Genomic DNA, 21,410 nt, shown 5'->3' with positions numbered 1-21,410 from the left:
GCATGGCAGGACCAGCGGTGCTGACGGTTGCCGACACGATCGCGAGGAGCTTTCTGCTCGCGGTGCAAACGCGTGGCGACAGGCCCGCGATCCGCGAGAAGAAGTTCGGCATCTGGCAGCCGACCAGCTGGCGCGAATGGCTGCAGATATCCAGGGACATCGCCTTCGGCCTGCATGCGACCGGCTTCCGCCCCGGCGATGTTGCCTCGATCATCGCCAACGCGGTGCCGGAATGGGTCTATGCCGACATGGGCATCCTGTGCGCCGGCGGTGTGTCCTCCGGCATCTATCCGACCGATTCGGCGGCGCAGGTCGAATACCTGGTCAATGATTCCCAGACGCGGGTGATGTTCGTTGAGGACGAGGAGCAGCTCGACAAGGTGCTGACCTGCCGGTCGCGCTGTCCGACGCTGGAAAAGATCGTCGTGTTCGACATGGAGGGCCTCTCCGGCTTCTCCGATCCGATGGTGCTGTCGCTCGCCGAATTCACCGCGCTCGGCCGCAATCATGCGCAGGGCAATGATGCCTTGTGGGATGAAATGACCGGCAGCCGCACCGCCTCCGATCTTGCGATCCTGGTCTATACGTCGGGCACCACAGGTCCACCGAAGGGGGCGATGCACTCCAACCGCAGCGTGACGCACCAGATGCGCCACGCCAATGATCTCTATCCCTCGACCGACAGCGAGGAGCGGCTGGTGTTCCTGCCGCTCTGCCATGTCGCCGAGCGGGTCGGCGGCTACTACATCTCGCTGGCGCTGGGTTCGGTGATGAATTTCGCCGAGAGCCCGGAGACGGTGCCGGACAATCTGCGCGAGGTGCAACCGACTGCATTCCTCGCGGTGCCCAGGATCTGGGAGAAGTTCTACTCCGGGATTACCATCGCGCTGAAGGACGCGACCCCGTTCCAGAACTGGATGTATGCCCGCGCGCTTGCGATCGGTAACCGGATGACCGAGTGCCGGCTGCAGGGCGAGACGCCGCCGCTGTCGCTGCGGCTCGCCAACCGCGCCGCCTACTGGCTGGTGTTCCGCAACATCCGCCGCATGCTCGGGCTCGACCGCTGCCGGATCGCGTTGACGGGCGCGGCGCCGATCTCGCCGGATCTGATCCGCTGGTATCTCGCGCTCGGCATCGACATGCGCGAGGTCTACGGCCAGACTGAGAATTGCGGTGTCGCGACCATGATGCCGGCGGACCGCATCAAGCTCGGCTCGGTCGGCAAGGCCGCGCCCTGGGGCGAGGTCATGATTTGCCCGAAGGGCGAGATCCTGATCAAGGGCGACTTCCTGTTCATGGGCTATCTCAACCAGCCGGAGAAGACCGCCGAGACGATCGACGCCAAAGGCTGGCTGCACACCGGCGATGTCGGCGCGATCGACAATGAAGGCTATGTGAAGATCACCGACCGGATGAAGGACATCATCATCACCTCCGGCGGCAAGAACATCACCCCGTCCGAGATCGAGAACCAGCTGAAATTCTCGCCCTACGTCTCCGATGCGGTCGTGATCGGCGACAAGCGGCCGTATCTCACCTGCCTGATCATGATCGATCAGGAGAATGTCGAGAAATACGCCCAGGACCAGGACATCCCCTTCACCAACTACGCGAGCCTGTGCCGTGCCCGCGAGATCCAGGACCTGATCCAGCGCGAGGTCGAGGCGGTCAACGCCAAGTTCGCGCGCGTCGAGACCATCAAGAGATTCTACCTGATCGAGCGCCAGCTCACGCCCGAGGACGAGGAACTGACGCCGACCATGAAGCTGAAGCGCAATTTCGTGAACAAGCGCTACGCGGCCGAGATCGACGCCATGTATGGCGCGCGGGCGGTGGCATAGCCAACGACGAGGAAATTGGCGAAGGAGCGAGCAGGCCCGACCCTTCGCTCAACATGGGCCATGTAAGGAGGAGACTGCAATGTCGAAATCGCTGAAGGCGCTGGGCCTTGCGGTGAGCGCGCTGGCGCTGACCTGTCTGCCGGCCGCAGCCCAGACCAAGGTCACCAATGAAGGCATCTCGCCGACCGAGATCGTGATCGGAACGCATCAGGATTTGTCCGGCCCGATCAAGGTCTGGGGCGTTCCGGTGTCCAACGGCATGAAGATGGCGGTTGAGGAAATCAACGCCAGCGGCGGCATCAACGGCCGCAAGATCAAGATGATCCTGGAGGACAACGGCTACGACCCGAAGAAGGCCGTGCTGGCCTCGCAAAAGATGGTCGAGCGCGACAAGGTCTTCGCGATGATCGGCCCGATGGGCTCGCCGACCGTGCTCGCCGCGCAGGACATCCTGTTCGATGCCGGCGTGCTGCAGCTGTTCCCGCTGACCGCCGCCGAATTCACCTTCAAGTTCGATCCCGCCAAGCCGCAGGAGCGGCTGAAGTTCAACAACCTGCTGCCCTATGTCGAGAGCACGCGCGCCGCGATCCAATACATGATGGAGTGGAAGAACTTCAAGAAGCCCTGCATCATGCACCAGGACGACGAGTACGGTAAGAACGTGCTCGACGGCTTCACCCAGCAGCTCGGCGCGATGAAGGTGCAGCCGGCCTCGGTCACGAGCTACAAGCGCGGCGCTTCCGACTTCTCGGCGCAGGTCGCCAAGATGAAGTCCGACGGCTGCGACCTCGTCGTGCTCGGCACCGTGATCCGCGAGACCATCGGCGCGATGAACGAGGCGAAGAAGCTCGGCTGGGACGTCACTTTCCTCGGCGCCACGCCGACCAACGTGCTCGAAGTGCCGGCGCTCGGCAAGGAAGCCGTCGAAGGCCTCTACGCAGCGTCGGGCTTCGAGATTCCCTACGAGGACACGGCCAAGGGCAAGGTGAAGGACTGGCTGGTCAACTACAAGAAGATGTTCAACAGCGAGGCCAACACGCAGGCGATCATCGGCTACAACGCGGTGATGACCTTCGCGTTCTACGCGCAGAAGGCGGGCAAGGATCTCACCGGCCAGAAGATGCTCGACGCGCTGGAGTCAGGCGACAAGTTCCTCGACATCTTCAGCTCGCCGCCGACCAAGTTCTCCAAGACCGATCATCTCGCCAACACCATCACCCAGGTGCAGCAGGTCAAGGGCGGTCGCTGGGTGCTGGTGAAGGACAATTTGATGTTCTGAGGGTAGGCGCTCCTCTCGATTCAGTCGTCATTGCGAGGAGCGAAGCGACAAAGCAATCCACCTTTCCGCGGAAGGATGGATTGCTTCGCTTCGCTCGCAATGACGGAAACTATGTCTGGCGATCTCTCAGTTCACCGCCGCCGTCGGCCGCCACGCGGCCTCGATGACGAGCGGCGCATCGACATAACGGCTGACACCGTTGTGGTCGATCACGAAGGTCGGCCGAAAGCGCCTGATGTCGGCATCCTCGATCATCGCCATGCGGCGGTTGTCGAGCGTCAGCCAGTGGCCGTCGAGCCGCGCCGCGACCACGGCATGATCCTCGCCACCGAGCAGGTCATGCATGACGACGATGCGCAAATCTTCCGGCGCGACGCCGGCCTTGCCGAGCGCCACGAATTTCGCGATCGCATAGTCTTCGCAATCGCCGCTTCCTCGAGCAAACGTGGTGAGCGGCGTGGCCCAGACGTCGGGCTCGCCATAAGTCGCGAGATCGCTGCCCGGGCGGATCGCCAGATTGATCGCGCGGTTGATCTCGCCGAGACGGGCGCGGCCGGTGCGCGCGCGTCCGGCATCGACGATCGCCAGGAATCGCAACGCCTCCGGCGACGCACACCCCGCGCGGTCGCTCTCGCAGGCTGCGAGCTGCACCAATTCGTCGGCAAGCTGGCGCTGCACGCCGAGCCATTTGTCGCGCAGGCCGCCGTCGGCAAGCAGGCTGGTCGACAGGCCGAACGGCTCGGTCGACTTTCTGAGCAGTGTCGCCGGGCCGGGCGAAAGCACCGAGGCGGCATTGAGCTCGGCAATTGGCCCGGCCAAGGCCAAGCCGAAGCCCAGCATGATGGCGCGCAGCGCAAACGAGCGAAGCGAGTTACCCATGTGACACCCCCTGTCCGCTCATCGACGGGTGGATACTGCACCGCGCACGCGACCGGATCGTTTCATGCCGACAGCATGGCAACGATCCCTTCGAATCGACTTAAGATGTGGGGAAACCGGGCAGGAGGCTAAAGGGCGTCTGCTCCGGGTCCCGAAAACTTTACTGGTTTGTGAAACGAACCGGCGAACCTTTTTCCACCGCAAAACGCCTCATCCTTGCCTTCTGGTTAACCCGGCCGGTCCGCGCACGGGATAGCTTCGATTTGTAAGCCAGGTCACAGCTTTAGCCGGAAAATTGGGGTCAAATGCCCTCTCGGGGCTCCGGGGAAATAAAGGCAAGTAGAGAAATGCCAGTCAATACCACGAATACGTGGCGCAGTACCCATCTTGGCTCGAATCCCATCTCATGGTACCGTCAGATCAGTCTGAACTACACGACTCATGACAGCGTGAGCCAAGTCACACCCAGTCAAACCGCGCGATCAGAGCACCTTGCGAAAGCACAGGATGGTTTCGCGAAGCTTTATCCGATGATATGCAGGCGTAATCATCTGGATATTCTACCAATATTAACCTTCGTGCGGTGATCCGCAGTGAACTTTGTCGAGAAATTCGACGGCTATTTGCCGAACACGGACGCTTATGCCCGTGGATCAGTGCATGTCGACAGCGTTTCCACGCACGCTCCGCCCGGCGCGATCACCGTCGACGACGGGCAATTGCTGTTCACCGGCGACTTCAAGCGGGCCGGGCTCGATCTCGTCATCTCGAAGGACGACCGGGAACTCGTCCTGCACGACTACTTCAAGGGCGAGAAACACGCGGCCCTGGCATCGCCTGAAGGCGCGCATCTCACCGGCGACCTCGTCAAGGCGCTCACCGGCCACACCCAATATGCCCAGGCCGGCGGCGCGGTGGAACCGGCGAAGGTCATCGGCCATGTCACCAAGCTGGCGGGCAACGCCACCGCAATCCGTAACGGCGTCTCGATCGTCCTGAACCAGGGCGACAACGTCAACAAGGGTGACGTGGTTCAGTCCGGCAGCGACTCGACGCTCGGCATCACCTTCATCGACGGCACCGTGTTCGGTCTCGGGCCGAACGCCAAGATGGTGCTGAACGAGATGATCTACGACCCGAACGGGTCGAGCAATTCGTCGTTGATGAGCCTCGTCTCGGGCACCATCTCGTTCGTTGCCGGCGCGACTGCCAAGCATGGCGACATGAAGGTCGATACGCCGGTCGCGACCATGGGCATCCGCGGCACCGCGGTGCTGGTCGAGATCGATTTCGACGTCCAGGGCACGGGTGGTGTGCCGCCGGCCAAATTTCAGGTGCTGGTCGAGCCCGACGGCGCCACCGGCTCCTACATCCTGTTCGACAAGACGACGCTCAATCCGATCGCAACCGTCGATCAGGCCGGCACCCAGACCATCGTCAACGGCCAGGGCAGCGTCAGCTTCGTCTCGTCGGCGCAACTGTCGACCGATGCGCAGAAGCTGATCTCCGACGTCTTCGCGCTGAAGTTCACCGACAATTCGAATCCCAACACCAAGCTCACGACGAACTTCACGGACAGCGTCGTCCCGGTCACGATCGGCCTGAAGCTCGCGACCGGCGACGCCTTCGTGCCGATCAACTTTCTGCTGGGGTTGACCAACAATTCCGGATCGCAGGCCGCTGCCCCCAAGTCCGACCACATCGCCGGGGCGCCGCATGTCGTGACACAGAATGCGGCGTTCAGCGAACAGGCCGGGCAGACCCATAGCGGACTGCCCGACACGGTGAGCGGCCAGATCACGTGGGTGGATGTCAACCTCGGCGACAAGCCGACTGCAACGATCAACTTCAGCTCGTTCAGCTACCACGACGCCAGCGGCAACGACGTCACCTCGTCGCTGACGGCGGCGGAACAGGCGGCCATCGCGGCCGTCGAGGTCCCGGTGCTGCTCGACCCCAATCCGCTGAACAACAACATCGGCTCGGCGACCTGGACCTACAGCCTTGCCGACGGCGCCTTCGACTTCCTCGCCGCCGGCGAAACGCTGACGCTCACCTATATGGTGCGTGTCGATAACAACTACGCGCTGAGCAACGAGACCGCGTTCAAGACCATCACCATCACGATCACCGGCACCAACGACACGCCGGTCGTGACGTCCTCGGCACAGGTCGGTTCGATCACCGAACTGCCATGGACGACGAATTCCGCCGTGCACGATACGGCGCATGGCACGGTGACGTTTACCGATGCGGATTTGACCGACACGCACACGGTCGCCATCACCGGCGTCGCGGCGACCGGCTTCACTGGCGGAATTCCCAACCCGGCCACCATGCTGAGCTGGCTGTCGCTGGGCGCACTGACCGATTCGACCGACGGCATGACGGGATCGCGCTCCTGGACGTTCTCGGCCGCCGACAAGAGTTTCGATTATCTCGCCGCCGGCGAGACGCTGACGCTGATCTACACGGTCCAGATCGACGACCATCATGGTGGCGTCGTCACGGTCCCGATCACGATCACGATCGTCGGCACCGACGACAGGCCGGTGATCACCTCGCCGACCCAGGCAGCCGCCATCACCGAGGCCGAGGGCGTAACCGGTTCGGCGAATTCCGATACCGCGTCCGGCACCGTGACCTTCACCGATGCCGATCTCAGCGACACCCACAGCATCACCGTGGCCAGTGTCACCGAAACGGGCGTGACCACCGGGCTCCCCGATCAGGCGACGATCCTGAGCTGGCTCTCGCTCGGCACGCTGAAGGACACGACCGGCGGCGTGGCCGGATCCAATGCCTGGACGTTCTCGGCCGCCGACAAGAATTTCGACTATCTGGCGGCCGGCGAGAAGCTGACGCTGACCTACCTGATCCAGGTCGACGACCACCATGGCGGCGTCGTCACCCAGCCGGTCACGATCACCATCACCGGCATTAATGACACCCCGACATTCACGTCGGAGCCGTCGACCACCTCGGTGCCCGAGGCGATCGGCGAGACCGGCTCGACCAAGCCGGACGTGGCTCAAGGCGTGGTGGCGTTTGCCGACGTCGATCTCAGCGACACCCATACCGTGTCCATCACCGGTGTCGCGGAATCCGGCACGACCAGCGGCCTGCCGGAGGACCAGTCCACGGTGCTGAACTGGCTCTCGCTGGGGGCGCTGACGGATTCGACCGGCCGTGTGAACGGATCGCAGGCCTGGACCTTCTCGGCCGCGGACCAGAATTTCGACTATCTCGCCGCCGGCGAGACGCTGACGCTGACCTACACAGTCAAGATCGACGACCATCATGGCGGCGTGATCAGCCAACCGGTGACGATCACGATCGTCGGCAGCAATGACGCACCCACCGTCACGTCGGCGCCGCAGACCGCCACCATTCCCGAGCAGCCCGACACGACGGGTTCATCCAAGCCGGACGTCGCATCGGGCGTGGTGGGATTTGCCGATGTCGATCTCAGCGATAATCACACCGTATCCATCACCGGCGTGATCGAATCCGGGGCGACCGCGGGCCTGCCCGAGGACCAGTCCACGATCCTGAACTGGCTTTCGCTGGGGACGCTGACGGATTCGACCGGTCATGTGAACGGATCACAGGCCTGGACCTTCTCGGCCGCGGACCAGAATTTCGACTATCTCGCCGCAGGCGAGACGCTGACGCTGACCTACACGATCCAGATCGACGACCATCATGGCGGCGTCATCACCCAGCCCGTGACGATCACGATCAACGGCGCCAACGACGCACCCACGCTCGCCGACGTCAATGCCGGCACGCTCACCGACACCGCTGCTAACGACACGTTCAGCCCGCTCACCGGCGCGCTGCACGGCCATGACGTCGACGACGGCGAGACGGCGACGCTGACCTATGCCGCCCTCAATTCGGACCACGTCGCGGTCAACTCCTCGATCGCGGGCCTCTACGGCTCGCTTACGGTCAACGCCGACGGCACCTACAGCTATGTTCCCGACGCCGCCGCGATCAACGCGCTGGCCAAGGGCACCTATGCCGACACGTTCACCGTCGAGACCATCGATGCCCATGGCGCGACCGGGACTGCGACGCTGACGGTCGATGTCGTCGGCGCCAACGACGCGCCGGTGATCCATGCTGACAACATCAGCATCACCGATAATCCCAACGGGACCGAAACGATCTCCGGCTTGACGGTCACGGATGTCGATGCCGGCGCCAACGAGAACCTCACCCTGGCGGCCGCGACCAACCCCGGATCGGGCAGCAGCGTCGCGCCGCCACCGTTGGTCGGCCATCTCCCGGATATCAACACCGCGCTCGGGTCGCCCGGCCTTGTCTACAATCCGGGCCAGACCCCGCCGGCGACCGACAAGATCGCGCTCTCCGTGACCGACGGCCACGGCGCGAGCGATACGGTCAACCTGATCTTCAACGTCCAGCAAAATCCGCCCCAGCCGGTGACGCTGACGGGCACCAGCGACAAGGACGTGTTCTTCGGATCGGGCTATCAGGACAAGTTCGTGTTTGCGCCGAACTTCAATCACGACACGATCCTGAACTTTACGCCGGGCCAGGACCAGATCGACCTGTCCACGGTCGTCTCGACAAGCACCTTCAGCAGCTGGTTCGATCAGCATGCGACGACGTCGCCGACGAATTCGGCGGATACGCTGATCACGGTCGACAGTGCAGACACGATCACGTTGCACAATGTCTCGAAGGCGAGTTTGCATCAGAGCGATTTCATCATTCATTATACCTGATGGGCGTCGGCCTCCTGAAAAAGGCCGGCTGGATCCTGCATTGCGCAACGTCTGCTCGATTGGAACAACTCTCCGCGCGTGATATCCAGACGGTATGAGACGGCTGAAGGCGATACGAAGGTGGTTCGGACGGCGCTTCGGCTATGCGCGGCTGGCCTGCGTGGCGCTGTTGATCGGCATTGCCGCGCTGCGGATCGCGGATCCGGCTCCGATTCAGGAGCTTCGCGTCAGGACGTTCGACACATTCCAGGTGATCGAACCCCGCCAGAAGACCGCGCGGCCCGTCACCATCGTCGATATCGACGAAAAGAGCCTCGCCGATCCCCGGCTCGGGCAATGGCCGTGGCCGCGGACGCGGCTCGCCGACATCGTCATCAATCTCACCCGGCTCGGCGCCGTGGTGATCGCGTTCGACGCGGTGTTCTCCGAGCCCGACCGTCTCAACCCCGATATCGCGGCCGATACGTTCAGCAGCCTCGACGAGGAGATGCGCGCCAGGCTACGGCAGCTGCCGAGCAACGACAGCATCTTGGCCGACGCCATCAAGAACTCGCGTGTGGTGCTCGGCGAGTCCGGCGGCCCCAACGTGCGCGCCGACCTCAACGAAAAGCTGCCGGTCACCGGGCTTGCGATGCTCGGCGAGGAGCCGCAGAGCTTCATGTTCCAGTTTCCGGGATTGTTGCGCAACGTTCCGGTGCTCGAGGAGGCCGCGGCCGGGCGAGGCCTGTTCACGATCAGGCCGGAACGCGACGGCATCGTCAGGCGGGTGCCGATGATGATGGTCGCGCAGGGCATCACCATGCCGTCGCTGACCTTCGAAATGCTGCGGGTGGCGGGCGGTTCGGGCACCATCCTGATCAAGGCCGACAAGGCCGGCATCAAGAGCCTCGGTATCAAGGGCTTTGCGATCCCGACCGACCTCTATGGCCAGCTCTGGATCCATTACGCACGCCGTGACCCCTCGATCTACGTCTCGGCCGTCGACGTGCTGGACGGGCGGGTGCCGCCCGACCGGATCGCCGGCAAGCTAATCCTGATCGGCACCTCCTCGGTCGGGCTCAACGACATCAAGACCACGCCGGTGACACCGGCGATGCCCGGGGTCGAGGTTCACGCCCAGGTGCTGGAGAGCGCGCTGACCGGCGACGTGGTTTCGCAACCGAACTACGGCATCGGCATCGAGTTCTTCGCCGCGCTGATCATGGGGCTGCTGGTCATCGCCTTCGCGCCGAAGTTCGGTCCGATCACGCTGGTCGTCGTTGGCGGGATGTTCGCCTCGGTGCTGACCGGCACGTCCTGGTATTTCTATTCCCAGCATCGGCTCCTGATCGATTTCACCTATCCGCTGATGTCGACCACGGCGATCTACCTCACGCTGATCTTCTCCGCCTTCGTGCGCGAACAGCAGCAGCGCCGGCAGATCAGGTCGCAATTCGTGCAGTACATGTCGCCCGCGCTGGTCGAGCAGCTGGCGCAGTCGCCGGAGCGGCTCGTGCTCGGCGGCGAAGAGCGCGAGATGACCATCATGTTCTCGGACATGCGCGGCTTCACCTCGATCTCGGAAACCTACAAGCGCGATCCGCAAGGCCTCACGGCGCTGATGAACCGTTTCCTCACGCCGCTCACCAACGCGATCCTCGCCCGCAAAGGCTATATCGACAAATATATGGGCGACGCCATCATGGCATTCTGGAATGCGCCGCTCGACGACAAGCAGCACCAGCTCAACGCCTGCGACGCCGCGCTTGACATGCTGGAGCACGTCGGCGACCTCAACCGCAAGCGCGAACAGGAAGCGCAGGACGGTGGCCACGTCTATGTGCCGCTCAACATCGGCGTCGGCCTCAACACCGGCACCTGCGTGGTCGGCAATATGGGGTCTGATCTCAAGTTCAATTATTCGGTGCTCGGCGACAGCGTCAATCTGGCGGCGCGGCTGGAGGGGCAGTCCAAGGAATACGGCTTCCCGATCATCGTGGGATCGAAGACCGCGCTCGCGGTGAAGGAGAAGTTCGCGATCCTCGAACTCGACTTCATCATGGTGAAGGGCAAGAAGGAGCCCGAGGTGATCTATGCGATCGCCGGCCGCGAGGACGTGGCCGGTTCTGGCCGCTTCCAGCGGCTGCGCAACCTGACCATCGAGATGCTCGCCTGCTACCGCGGCCGCGACTGGGACGGCGCGCTCGCCGCGATCGAGCGTGGCCGCAAGACCGACGAGGCGCAGACGCTGCAATATCTCTACCGCCTCTATGAGGCGCGCATCCGCGCCTTCCAGAACGAGCCCCCGCCGGACGATTGGGACGGCGCCTTTGCGTTGACGACGAAATAGGCGCCGCAAACGCAGTGTCGTCCCGGCTGACGACGAAATGGGCGCCACAAATCCGGTGTCGTCCCGGCGAAGGCCGGGACTCATATGCCGTGGCCGGCGTAGTGGGCAAGCGGCCAGACGGCTTTCTAACAACACCCATTCGTTGTTATGGGTCCCGGCCTTCGCCGGGACGACGAGAGACCTACTCCAGACCGATCTGCGTCAGATCCTGGAACCAGTGCTGCGCCTGCACGAAGGTTTTCACCTTCGGCGACAGCGCGTGCGGATTGGTGTCGTGCACCACCCACACCAGCGCAGCATCGTCGACGATCAGCGCGTGCGCCTGCGCCAGCAGCGCATCCTGTTTCGCGCTGTCGAAGGTCTGTTTGGCCTCGTCGATCAGCGCGTCGACCTTCGGATTCTTGTAGCCGCCCCAGTTAACGCCTGTCGGCGCCACCTGGCCGGAATGGAAGAACCGCACGATGGCGTAGAGCGGATCCGAGGTGACATAGGCGATGTTGTTGGCGGTGATGCCGGCGTTCATCTCGTCGGCCGCGCCCTTGCGCCAGTGCGAATAGAGTGTCTCGAGCTCGACGACCTTGAAGTCAATATCGATGCCGATCTCCTTGAAACTCTGCTGCAGGAATTCGTTCATCGGCAGCGACAGCATCTGCCCGGTGCCACCCTGGGCGATGATGAAGGTGGTCTTCAGCGGCTTGTCCTTTGAATAGCCGGCTTCCTCCACCAGCTTTTTGGCGGCCGCGAGGTCGTATTTCAGTTCGAAGCTCGGCTTGCCGAACCACGGGCTCGACGGGTCGACCTGGCCCTTGGCCGGCTTGGCCAGGCCGTTCATCAGGCCAACCACCGCATCGCGGTCGATCGCGAGGTTGAGTGCCTTGCGCAGGCGGATGTCGGTCCAGGGCGAACCCGGCAGCACGCTCAAGTGATAATTCCAGACATGCGGCGTCACGTTGTCGACGATCCTCATGCCGGCGGCCTTCAGCTGCGGCACGGCGTCGGGCGCCGGTGTTTCGATCAGGTCGACCTGGCCGGCCAGCAGCGCGTTGGTGCGGGTCAGCGCCTCCGGCATCGGGATCAGGATCATCTTGTCGACCTTCGCCAGCCGCTTCTTGTCCCAATAGTCCGGGTTCTTGGTCAGCTCGGCGAGCTCGCGCGGCACCAGCTTGGTCAGCTTGAACGGGCCGGTGCCGGAGGGCTGGCTGGCGAACTTGTCCCAGTCCTTGCCGAGCTTCTCATATTGCGCGGGGCTCGAGACCAGGAACCAGAGCATCTGGTAGGGGAAGAAAGAGTCGACCGTCTTGGTGGTGATCTCGATGGTCTGGTCGTCGATCTTGGCGTAGCTCGCGACCGAGGGCAGTCGGGTCTTGACCTGCGCGCTCTGCCGCTTGTCGAATTGCGGTGCCTTGTCGTTCAGCACCTTGTCGAGATTCCAGATCACCGCGTCGGCGTTGAAGTCGCTGCCGTCGTGGAATTTCACGCCCTTGCGCAGGGTGAAGCGCCACTTGGTCTTGTCGTTGTCATCGACCTTCCATTCGGTCGCAAGCCCGGGCACCAGTTTTCCCGGCCGGTCGGCCACGTCCATCTCCCAGGCCACCAGCGGATCGTAGATCGTGTAGGCCGTGAACTGATAGGCGCCGGCGCCGCGATCGGGCTGGCCGGTCGTCAGCGGAATGTCGGCCATCGAAATGCCGTAGCGCACAATGGACTCTGCTCGCGCCGAGGTGGCCGGCCAGCCCGCGGTCAGGGCGAGCGCCATTGCCGCCGTCAGGATCGAATTGCGCGCGCGCATATGAAGGCTCCGTTGGTGGGAAGTCGGGGCCAAATCCTGCAAGCATGATGCCAGAATAGGCATCTTCGCACGGTTGGGGCGCGAGGTGGGAAGAAATGACGCGCCCAGCGGTTATTTGCTGAAGAACTATTCCCCTTGGCACAGGCATTGCATACGCTTGCCCAAGAAATAATCACTAAAACGTCACCAGACTTCGAAGGGGTTGCTCAGATGCGTAACAGGAAGACCAATGCGACGGCGATCATGCTGGCGCTTGCGATCGCCAACTGTGTGCCGGCGATCGCCAGCGCCGAGACCGTGCTGCGCATTGGCATGACGGCTGCCGATATTCCGCGCACGCTCGGGCAGCCCGACCAGGGTTTTGAGGGCAACCGTTTCACCGGGCTCACGATGTACGACGCGCTGACGATGTGGGACCTGTCGTCGTCGGACAAGGCGAGCGCGATGATCCCGGGCCTCGCCACCGAGTGGAAGGTTGACGATGCCGACAAGACCAAGTGGGTCTTCAAGCTGCGTCCCGGCGTCAGCTTTCACGACGGCTCACCGTTCAATGCTGACGCCGTGGTCTGGAACGTCGACAAGGTGCTGAAGCAGGACGCGCCGCAATACGATGCGAGCCAGGTCGGCGTTACCGCCTCGCGCATGCCGACCTTGGTCTCCGCGCGCAAGATCGACGACATGACGGTGGAGCTGACCACCAAGGAGCCGGACAGCTTCCTGCCGATCAACCTCACCAATCTGTTCATGGCGAGCCCGGCCAAGTGGCAACAATTCTACGACAAGGCCGAAGGTGCCGACGCCAAGGCGAAGTCGCAGGCCGCATGGGCCGCGTTCGCCAAGGACGCTTCGGGCACCGGCCCCTGGAAGATGTCGAGCTTCACCCCGCGCGAGCGGCTTGAGCTCGTGAAGAACGAGAACTACTGGGACAAGGCCCGCGTGCCGAAGACCGACAAGATGGTGCTGTTGCCGATGCCCGAGGCCAACGCGCGCACTGCGGCGCTGCTGTCGGGGCAGGTGAACTGGATCGAGGCGCCGGCGCCCGACGCGCTGCCCGAAATCAAGCAGCGTGGCTTCAATCTCTATTCCAATGAGGAGCCGCATGTCTGGCCGTGGCAGTTCTCCCGCGTCGAGGGCTCGCCGTGGAATGACATCCGCGTCCGCAAGGCCGCCAATCTCTGTGTTGATCGCGAAGGGCTGCGTGACGGCCTGCTCGCGGGGCTGATGGTGCCGGCCACCGGCACGTTCGAGCCCGGCCATCCCTGGCGCGGCAACCCGACCTTCCAGATCAAATACGACAAGCCGGCCGCGCAGAAGCTGATGCAGGAGGCCGGCTTCGGTCCGAACAAGAAGCTGACGGTCAAGATCCAGACCTCGGCGTCGGGTTCGGGCCAGATGCTGCCGCTGCCGATGAACGAGTATCTGCAACAGGCTCTGGCCGAGTGCTACTTCGATGTGCAGCTCGACGTCATTGAGTGGAATACGCTGTTCACCAACTGGCGGCGCGGCGCCAAGGATCCGTCGGCCAACGGATCGAACGCGACCAACGTCACCTATGCGGCGATGGATCCGTTCTTCGCGCTGGTGCGCTTCCTGCAATCGGGCATGGCGCCGCCGGTCTCGAACAATTGGGGTTTCATCAACAATCCGAAGTTCGACGAACTGGTGAAGAAGGCCCGCCAGACCTTCGAACCGGCGGCGCGCGACGCTGCGCTCGCCGAACTGCACGCCGCCTCGGTCGATGATGCGGCGTTCCTGTACGTCGCTCACGACGTTGCGCCGCGTGCGATGAGCCCGAAGGTCAAGGGCTTTGTGCAGCCGAAGAGCTGGTTCGTCGACTTCTCGCCGGTCTCGGTTGTGCCGTGAGATAACCCGCGGCGCTCTTGGGTACCCTCTCCCCTTGTGGGAGAGGGTGGCTTCGCGAGAGCAAAGCCGAGTGAGGGGTTGTCTCCGCGGGCACTCCTCGCTGAAATGAAATGACTGTATCCGCGGATAGAACCCCTCATCCGGCGCGCTCTGCGCGCCACCTTCTCCCACAAGGGGAGAAGGAAGAAAGAACCCAACGTGCTCGCCTATACGTCCAGACGGATCGTCTACGTCATTCCGATCGTGCTCAGCGTTGCGCTGGTGTGCTTCCTCTTGGTGCACATCACGCCCGGCGATCCGCTGGTCGCGGTGCTGCCGGCTGACGCCTCGCAGGAGCTCGCCGCGCAATTGCGCAGCGCTTACGGCTTCGATCGCCCGCTACCGGTGCAGTTTGGCCTGTGGCTGTGGCGCGCGATCCATGGCGATCTCGGCAATTCGATCGCCACGGGACGGCCGGTGCTGTCGGAAGTGATGCGCGCGGTCGGCAACACCGTGATGCTGGCGATTGCGGCCGCGATGATCGGCTTCACGCTCGGCCTGCTGTTCGGGCTGATCGCCGGCTATTTCCGCGACACCTGGGTCGACAAGGTCGCGACGTCAGTTGCCATCGCCGGCGTCTCGCTGCCGCATTACTGGCTCGGCATGGTGCTGGTCATCATCTTCTCGGTGCAGCTCAACTGGCTGCCCGCGGTCGGCGCAGGTCCCGGCGGCTCCGGCGCCTGGGCATGGGACTGGGAGCATCTGCGCTATCTGGTGCTGCCCGCGATCACCACCTCGGTGATCCCGATGGGTATCGTCACCCGCACGGTGCGCGCGCTGACCGGCGATATCCTGAGCCAGGATTTTGTCGAGGCGCTGCGCGCCAAGGGCCTGCGCGAGACCGGGGTGTTCCGCCACGTCATCAAGAACGCGGCGCCGACCGCGCTTGCGGTGATGGGTCTGCAACTCGGCTACATGCTCGGCGGCTCGATCCTGATCGAGACCGTGTTCTCCTGGCCGGGCTCGGGGCTCCTGCTGAACTCGGCGATCTTCCAGCGCGATCTTCCGCTGCTGCAGGGCACGATCCTGGTGCTGGCGCTGTTCTTCGTGCTGCTCAATCTCCTGGTCGATATCGCGCAGGCCGCGATCGATCCGCGCATCAAGCGGAGCTAGCCATGAGTGCGATGTCAGATACTGCATTGCAGGCCGCCCCCGTGACCAAGGCACGCGGCTACTGGGCGACGGTTGGGCGCCGCATCAGGCGCGACAAGGTCAGCATGGCCTGCGCCACCATCCTGGTGCTGATTTTCGCCTCCGCGCTGCTGGCGCCATGGCTGCATCTCGCCGATCCCTATCAGGGCTCGATGATCCGCCGTCTCCGCCATATCGGCACGCCGGGCTATCCGCTCGGCACCGACGAACTCGGCCGCGACATGCTGGCGCGGCTGATCTATGGCGGACGGCTGTCGCTGGTGATCGGCATTCTGCCGGTGATCCTCGCCTTCATGATCGGCACCTCGCTCGGCCTCGTCGCCGGTTACGTCGGCGGCAAGCTCAACACCGCGATCATGCGCACCGTCGACGTGTTCTACGCATTTCCGTCGGTGCTGCTGGCGATCGCGATCTCGGGAGCGCTCGGCGCCGGCATCACCAATTCGATCGTATCGCTGACCATCGTGTTCGTGCCGCAGATCACCCGCGTGGCCGAAAGCGTCACCACCGGTGTCCGCAACATGGATTTCGTCGAGGCGGCGCGCGCGTCTGGCGCCGGTCCTTTCACCATCATGCGCGTGCACATGCTCGGCAATGTGCTCGGCCCGATCTTCGTCTACGCCACCGGCCTGATCTCGGTGTCGATGATCCTCGCGGCCGGTCTCTCCTTCCTCGGGCTCGGCACCAAGCCGCCGGAGCCGGAATGGGGCTTGATGCTGAACACGCTGCGTACCGCGATCTATGTCAATCCATGGGTCGCGGCGCTGCCGGGTGCGATGATCTTCGCGGTCTCGATCTGCTTCAATCTGCTCAGCGACGGCATGCGCAGCGCCATGGACATCAGGAACTAAGGCATGAGCGAGGCAAATATCCCCGTCGATATGCTGGAGCCGGTCGCCGATATCGGCGGCGCCGCGCAGCCGCTGCTGCAGGTCAAGGGGTTGACCAAGCACTTCCCGGTGCGCGGCGGGCTGTTCAGCCCGCGCAAGACCGTGCGTGCCGTCGACGACGTCAATTTCGCGGTCATGAACGGTGAGACCGTCGGCATCGTCGGCGAATCCGGCTGCGGCAAGTCGACCACCGCGCGGCTGCTGATGCACCTGATGGCGCGCGATGCCGGCGACATCATCTTTGACGGCCGGCAGGTCGGCCCGGCGCTCTCGCTGCGCGATTTGCGGCGCGGCGTGCAGATGGTGTTCCAGGACAGCTACGCCTCGCTCAACCCGCGCCTCACCATCGAGGAGTCGATCGCCTTCGGACCCAAAGTCCACGGCATGGCCGACGACACGGCGCGGACGCTGGCGCGCGAGCTGCTCGGCAAGGTGGGCCTGCGGCCAGAGATCTTCGCCAACCGCTATCCGCACGAAGTGTCCGGCGGCCAGCGCCAGCGCGTCAACATCGCCCGCGCGCTAGCGCTGTCGCCGCGGCTCGTGATTCTCGACGAGGCGGTTTCTGCGCTCGACAAATCGGTCGAGGCGCAGGTGCTCAATCTGCTCGCCGACTTGAAGCGCGAATTCGGCCTGACTTATCTGTTCATCAGCCACGATCTCAACGTGGTCCGCTACATCTCCGATCGCGTGCTTGTGATGTATCTCGGCGAAGTCGTCGAGCTCGGCCCGGTCGACGCGGTCTGGGACGCGCCGGCGCATCCCTATACCCGCGCGTTGCTGGCGGCGATGCCGTCATCCGATCCCGACAGGCGCACCGAGGTGCCCCCGATCTCGGGCGATCCGCCCAATCCGATCGATCCGCCGGCCGGCTGCCGGTTTCACACCCGTTGTCCGTTTGCGGAGCCGCTCTGCGCAAACGACACGCCAAAACTCAGCGATCTCGATACAATGGGCCATCAAGCGGCGTGCTACATGGCCATTCCTGGCTCGGGGCACAGCCGCGCGCCGGCAAAAGCAAAAGGAGAAAACGCGGCATGACCAGACCAACTCCCAAAGACGTCAAGGTGATCGCGCACGTCGCCGACGTGCCTGCCGATGACGATGTCGCCACCCGCATCGCCAACTCGATCGGCCCCGCATTCGACGGCTTCGCACCGATCTCGGGCACGCTGCCGTTCGATCTCGAACCCGCGAGCTTCCTGCTGGCACAGAAGGTGTCGAAATGAGCACCGAGCCAGCCCTGATGACGCTGACCGCGGTCGCCAAGGCGATTGCCGACAGGAAAGTCTCCTCGCATGAGGTGACGCGCGCCGTGCTGCATCGCGTTGCGGAATGGCAGCCGCGCCTCAACGCCTATATGGCGATCGAATCCGAACAGGCGCTTGCCGCCGCCACCGAGGCCGATGCCGCGCTCGCCAAGGGCAACAGCCGCGGCCCACTGCACGGCGTGCCGCTGGCGCACAAGGACATGTATTACGAGGCCGGCAAGGTCGTGACCTGCGGCTCGCTGATCCGCCGTGACTTCGTGCCGAAGACGACCGCGACGGCATTGCAGCGGCTGAAGGATGCCGGGCAGGTCCGGCTCGGCTCGCTGCAGATGGTCGAGTTCGCCTATGGGCCGACCGGCCACAACGTGCATTACGGCGCGGTGCGCAATCCCTGGAACGTCGAGCACATCACCGGTGGTTCGTCGTCGGGCTCGGGCTCGGCGGTCGCCGCGCGGCTCACCTTTGCCGCGCTCGGCTCCGACACCGGCGGCTCGGTCCGCATGCCCGCGCATTTCTGCGGCGTCACTGGCCTCAAGACGACGGTCGGCCGCGTCAGCCGCGCCGGCGCGATGCCGCTGTCGCAGTCGCTCGATACCGTCGGCCCGCTGGCGCAGACCGCGGAGGACTGCGCGCTGCTGCTCGGCCTGATGGCCGGCGCCGACCCCGAGGATCTGACGGCGTCGACGCAGCCGGTGCCGGACTATCTGGCGGCGACAAGGCAGTCGCTGAAAGGTCTCAAGATCGGCGTCCCGACGGCGTTCTATGTCGACGACCTCGATGGCGAGGTGGCGCGCATCCTCGATGAGACGGTGGCCACCTTGAAGAAGGAAGGCGCCGAGATCGTCAAGGTCGAGCTGCCCGATCAGCGCCAGCTCAGCGCCTCGTCGCAACTGGTGCTCGCGGCCGAGGCCGCGGCCTACCACAAGCGCTGGATGATCGAGCGGCCGCGGGATTACGGCGCGCAGGTCCTGATGCGGCTGCAGAATGGTCTCACCATTCCCGCGGTCACCTACCTTGAGGCGATGCGCTGGCGCGGCCCCGCACTCGCCGCGCACAATGCGGCGGTCAGCGGTGTCGATGCGGTGATCGCGCCGTCGGCCCCGGTGCCGGCCCCGACGATCGCCGAGAGCGACGTCGGCAATAGCCCGGGCGCGGAAGCGGTGATCCAGCGGCTGACGCGGTTCACCCGCCCGGTCAACTATCTCGGCCTGCCGTCGCTCTCGATCCCCTCGGGCTTCACCAAGGCGGGCCTGCCGGTCGGCATGCAGCTGATCGGCCGCTCCTTCGAGGAAGCGGTGTTGGTCCGGATCGGCGCCGCCTTCCAGCGCGCGACCGACTTCCACGCCAGGGTGCCCAAGCTCGCATGACCAATCTCGTCGAGATCAACAACCTCAGCATCCGCTTCACCGGAGATCGCACGGTCCATGCCGTGAACGACCTCAGCCTACAGCTCGGCGAGGGCGAGGTGTTGGGGCTGCTCGGCGAGTCCGGCTCGGGCAAGAGCGTGACGCTGCGCGCGCTGATGCGGCTGTTGCCGAAGAAGCGCACGCAGATCACCGGCAGCGTCAGTGTGCTCGGCCGGGACGTGCTGGCGATGGATGACGAGGCGCTGTCCGCATTCCGCGGACAGACCGTCTCGATGATCTTCCAGGAGCCGGCGCTGGCGCTCGACCCGGTCTACACCATCGGCCGCCAGATCGCGGAAACGGTGATGCGTCACGAGGGCAAGAGCGAGCGCGACGCCACGGCGCGCGCGCTCGAAATGCTCGAAGTGGTGCGGATCCCCTCCGCGAAACGACGGCTGGACTCCTATCCGCACGAGATGTCGGGCGGCATGCGCCAGCGTGCGATGATCGCGCTGGCGCTGGCCTGCAAGCCGAAGATCCTGCTGGCGGACGAGCCGACCACCGCGCTCGATGCCACCGTGCAGATTCAGATCCTGCTGCTGCTGCGCGAGCTGCAGCGCGAGTTCGGGATGTCGGTCATCTTCGTCACTCACGACATCGGCGTTGCCATCGAGATCTGCGACCGGGTCGCGGTGATGTATGCCGGCCAGATCGTGGAGCAGGGCGCCTTGCGCGATATCGTGCGCACGCCGGTTCATCCCTATGCGAAGGGCCTGCTGGCCTCGACCATTCACGGCGCGATGCGCGGTCAGCGGCTCGAGACCATTCCGGGCACGCCGCCCTCGCTCGATCACGCGCCGGCCAGTTGCTCGTTTGCGCCGCGCTGCAAGTTCGCCGAGCCGCGCTGCAGTGAACAATTGCCGCTCAGCGTGCAAACCGCGCCCGGGCATCTGGCGCGCTGCGTTCTCGCAGAACCGGCAGTCGCCGCGGTTTAGCTTGCCCGCTCCACTGCGTCGGCGATCCAGCGCCGCACCGCCGCGATCCGCCGGTCTCGTGCCTGCTCGGTGCGGGAGATCAGGTAGATCGTCTCGTGATGCGCGGCCTCGAACGCAAACGGCGCCACCAGCCGCTTGCCGAAGCCCGGCCGGGCCTTGATCAGGGGCGCCATAGCGAGCGCCACGCCGAGCCCGTGTTCGGCGGCCTCCAGCATCGCCGGCACGCTGTCGAGCCACAGATGCCCGCGCGGGGCGAGATGCGGCAGCCCGGCCTCCTTCAGCCAGGCCGGCCACGCCCGCGGTTGCGTCGTGACATGGATCAGCACCTCGCGCGACAAGTCCGCGGGGCTCCGAAGCCCCGCCTTGACCATCGCCGGCGTGCAGACCGGCAATCCCTTGACCTGGACCAGCGGTTCGACCTTCAGCCCGGCGGCATGTTCCCGCCCGTAGCGGATCGCGACATCGACGCGCGAGCCGTTGAAGTCGGCATATTGGTGCGTGGCCTCGATCCGCAGCGTCAGTTGTGGATGGCGCTGCTTGAACTCTGGCAGCGCCGGCAGCAGCACGGCGCTGGTGAAGAACGGCAGTGAGCTGATCCACAGCTCACCGCTGGTCTCGCCGCGTTGCCGCAGCATGTCGCGGCTCGCCTCCTGCAGCGTCGCCAGCGCGGCCGACACCTTTGCAAGATAGCGCTCGCCGTCCGCGGTCAGCCGCACTGAGCGCGCGCCGCGGACGAACAGCTTGGTGCCGAACTGCTGCTCCAGTCCGCGGATCTGATGGCTGATCGCCGACGGGCTCAGCGACAGGTCGCGCGCGGCGCGGCGGAAGCTGAGCTGGGTTGCCGCGCGCTCGAAGGCGAGCAGCGCCGGCAGCGGTGGGATGGCCCGTGGATCCGGGGCATCCCATGGATGAATCCTGTTCACCTGAAGTGATGAATGGCCTTTTGTCATGGTCGCTATTCTTGGATCAGATTGCTCCCACGC

General features: G+C 64.4%; 14 protein-coding genes. 11 read left to right on the top strand and 3 right to left on the bottom strand.

What is annotated here, in order from left to right:
- Nucleotides 1-2 precede the first annotated feature (2 nt).
- Entirely contained in the window at nucleotides 3-1,841 is a 1,839-nt protein-coding gene (locus tag JQ573_RS29460; protein WP_212311790.1) for a long-chain fatty acid--CoA ligase, read from the top strand.
- Nucleotides 1,842-1,920: 79 nt separating this feature from the next.
- Complete coding sequence (locus JQ573_RS29455; protein WP_212311789.1) at nucleotides 1,921-3,120, top strand: ABC transporter substrate-binding protein; 1,200 nt, start codon at nucleotides 1,921-1,923, stop codon at nucleotides 3,118-3,120.
- 126 nt (nucleotides 3,121-3,246) lie between these two features.
- On the opposite strand, the gene JQ573_RS29450 is transcribed toward JQ573_RS29455, so the two are convergent.
- Entirely contained in the window at nucleotides 3,247-3,999 is a 753-nt protein-coding gene (locus JQ573_RS29450) for a transglutaminase-like cysteine peptidase (protein ID WP_212311788.1), read from the bottom strand.
- A 593-nt stretch (nucleotides 4,000-4,592) separates the two neighbouring features.
- Between JQ573_RS29450 and JQ573_RS29445 the strand changes: the two genes are divergently transcribed.
- Together JQ573_RS29445 and JQ573_RS29440 are read left to right on the top strand one after the other, a co-directional pair.
- Complete coding sequence (locus tag JQ573_RS29445) at nucleotides 4,593-8,756, top strand: VCBS domain-containing protein (protein ID WP_212311787.1); 4,164 nt, start codon at nucleotides 4,593-4,595, stop codon at nucleotides 8,754-8,756.
- A gap of 94 nt (nucleotides 8,757-8,850) precedes the next feature.
- Nucleotides 8,851-11,085: a CHASE2 domain-containing protein gene (locus tag JQ573_RS29440; protein ID WP_212311786.1), complete on the top strand. Its 2,235-nt coding sequence runs from the start codon at nucleotides 8,851-8,853 to the stop codon at nucleotides 11,083-11,085.
- Between the two features lie 181 nt (nucleotides 11,086-11,266).
- Here JQ573_RS29440 and JQ573_RS29435 read toward each other — a convergent pair whose 3' ends face one another.
- Entirely contained in the window at nucleotides 11,267-12,874 is a 1,608-nt protein-coding gene (locus JQ573_RS29435) for an ABC transporter substrate-binding protein (RefSeq protein WP_212311785.1), read from the bottom strand.
- Between the two features lie 210 nt (nucleotides 12,875-13,084).
- On the opposite strand from JQ573_RS29435, the gene JQ573_RS29430 reads away from it, so the two are divergent.
- The 7 genes from JQ573_RS29430 to JQ573_RS29400 all read left to right on the top strand — a co-directional run bounded on the left by JQ573_RS29430 (nucleotide 13,085) and on the right by JQ573_RS29400 (nucleotide 20,427).
- A complete protein-coding gene (locus JQ573_RS29430) occupies nucleotides 13,085-14,737 on the top strand; it encodes an ABC transporter substrate-binding protein (RefSeq protein ID WP_176528671.1) in 1,653 nt (550 codons plus the stop codon).
- A gap of 198 nt (nucleotides 14,738-14,935) precedes the next feature.
- Complete coding sequence (locus tag JQ573_RS29425) at nucleotides 14,936-15,889, top strand: ABC transporter permease (protein ID WP_176528672.1); 954 nt, start codon at nucleotides 14,936-14,938, stop codon at nucleotides 15,887-15,889.
- Nucleotides 15,890-15,900: 11 nt separating this feature from the next.
- Nucleotides 15,901-16,779: an ABC transporter permease gene (locus tag JQ573_RS29420; protein WP_212312904.1), complete on the top strand. Its 879-nt coding sequence runs from the start codon at nucleotides 15,901-15,903 to the stop codon at nucleotides 16,777-16,779.
- A 3-nt stretch (nucleotides 16,780-16,782) separates the two neighbouring features.
- Complete coding sequence (locus JQ573_RS29415) at nucleotides 16,783-17,856, top strand: ABC transporter ATP-binding protein (protein ID WP_212311784.1); 1,074 nt, start codon at nucleotides 16,783-16,785, stop codon at nucleotides 17,854-17,856.
- A complete protein-coding gene (locus JQ573_RS29410) occupies nucleotides 17,853-18,044 on the top strand; it encodes a hypothetical protein (RefSeq protein ID WP_092119665.1) in 192 nt (63 codons plus the stop codon). The genes JQ573_RS29415 and JQ573_RS29410 overlap by 4 nt, the downstream gene beginning before the upstream one ends.
- Complete coding sequence (locus tag JQ573_RS29405) at nucleotides 18,041-19,453, top strand: amidase (RefSeq protein ID WP_212311783.1); 1,413 nt, start codon at nucleotides 18,041-18,043, stop codon at nucleotides 19,451-19,453. Before JQ573_RS29410 ends, JQ573_RS29405 begins: the two co-directional genes overlap by 4 nt.
- Complete coding sequence (locus tag JQ573_RS29400; protein WP_212311782.1) at nucleotides 19,450-20,427, top strand: ABC transporter ATP-binding protein; 978 nt, start codon at nucleotides 19,450-19,452, stop codon at nucleotides 20,425-20,427. Before JQ573_RS29405 ends, JQ573_RS29400 begins: the two co-directional genes overlap by 4 nt.
- Here the strand turns inward: JQ573_RS29400 and JQ573_RS29395 are convergent.
- Nucleotides 20,424-21,377 (bottom strand): LysR substrate-binding domain-containing protein, encoded by a 954-nt coding sequence (locus JQ573_RS29395; protein ID WP_212311781.1) that lies wholly within the window; start codon nucleotides 21,375-21,377, stop codon nucleotides 20,424-20,426. The genes JQ573_RS29400 and JQ573_RS29395 overlap by 4 nt on opposite strands.
- Nucleotides 21,378-21,410 lie beyond the last annotated feature (33 nt).

The organism is Bradyrhizobium sp. AUGA SZCCT0105, from assembly GCF_018129565.1.
Classification (GTDB): domain Bacteria; phylum Pseudomonadota; class Alphaproteobacteria; order Rhizobiales; family Xanthobacteraceae; genus Bradyrhizobium.
Note: the sequence above shows the minus strand (reverse complement) of the source record. Positions and strands in the feature narration are given on the sequence as shown.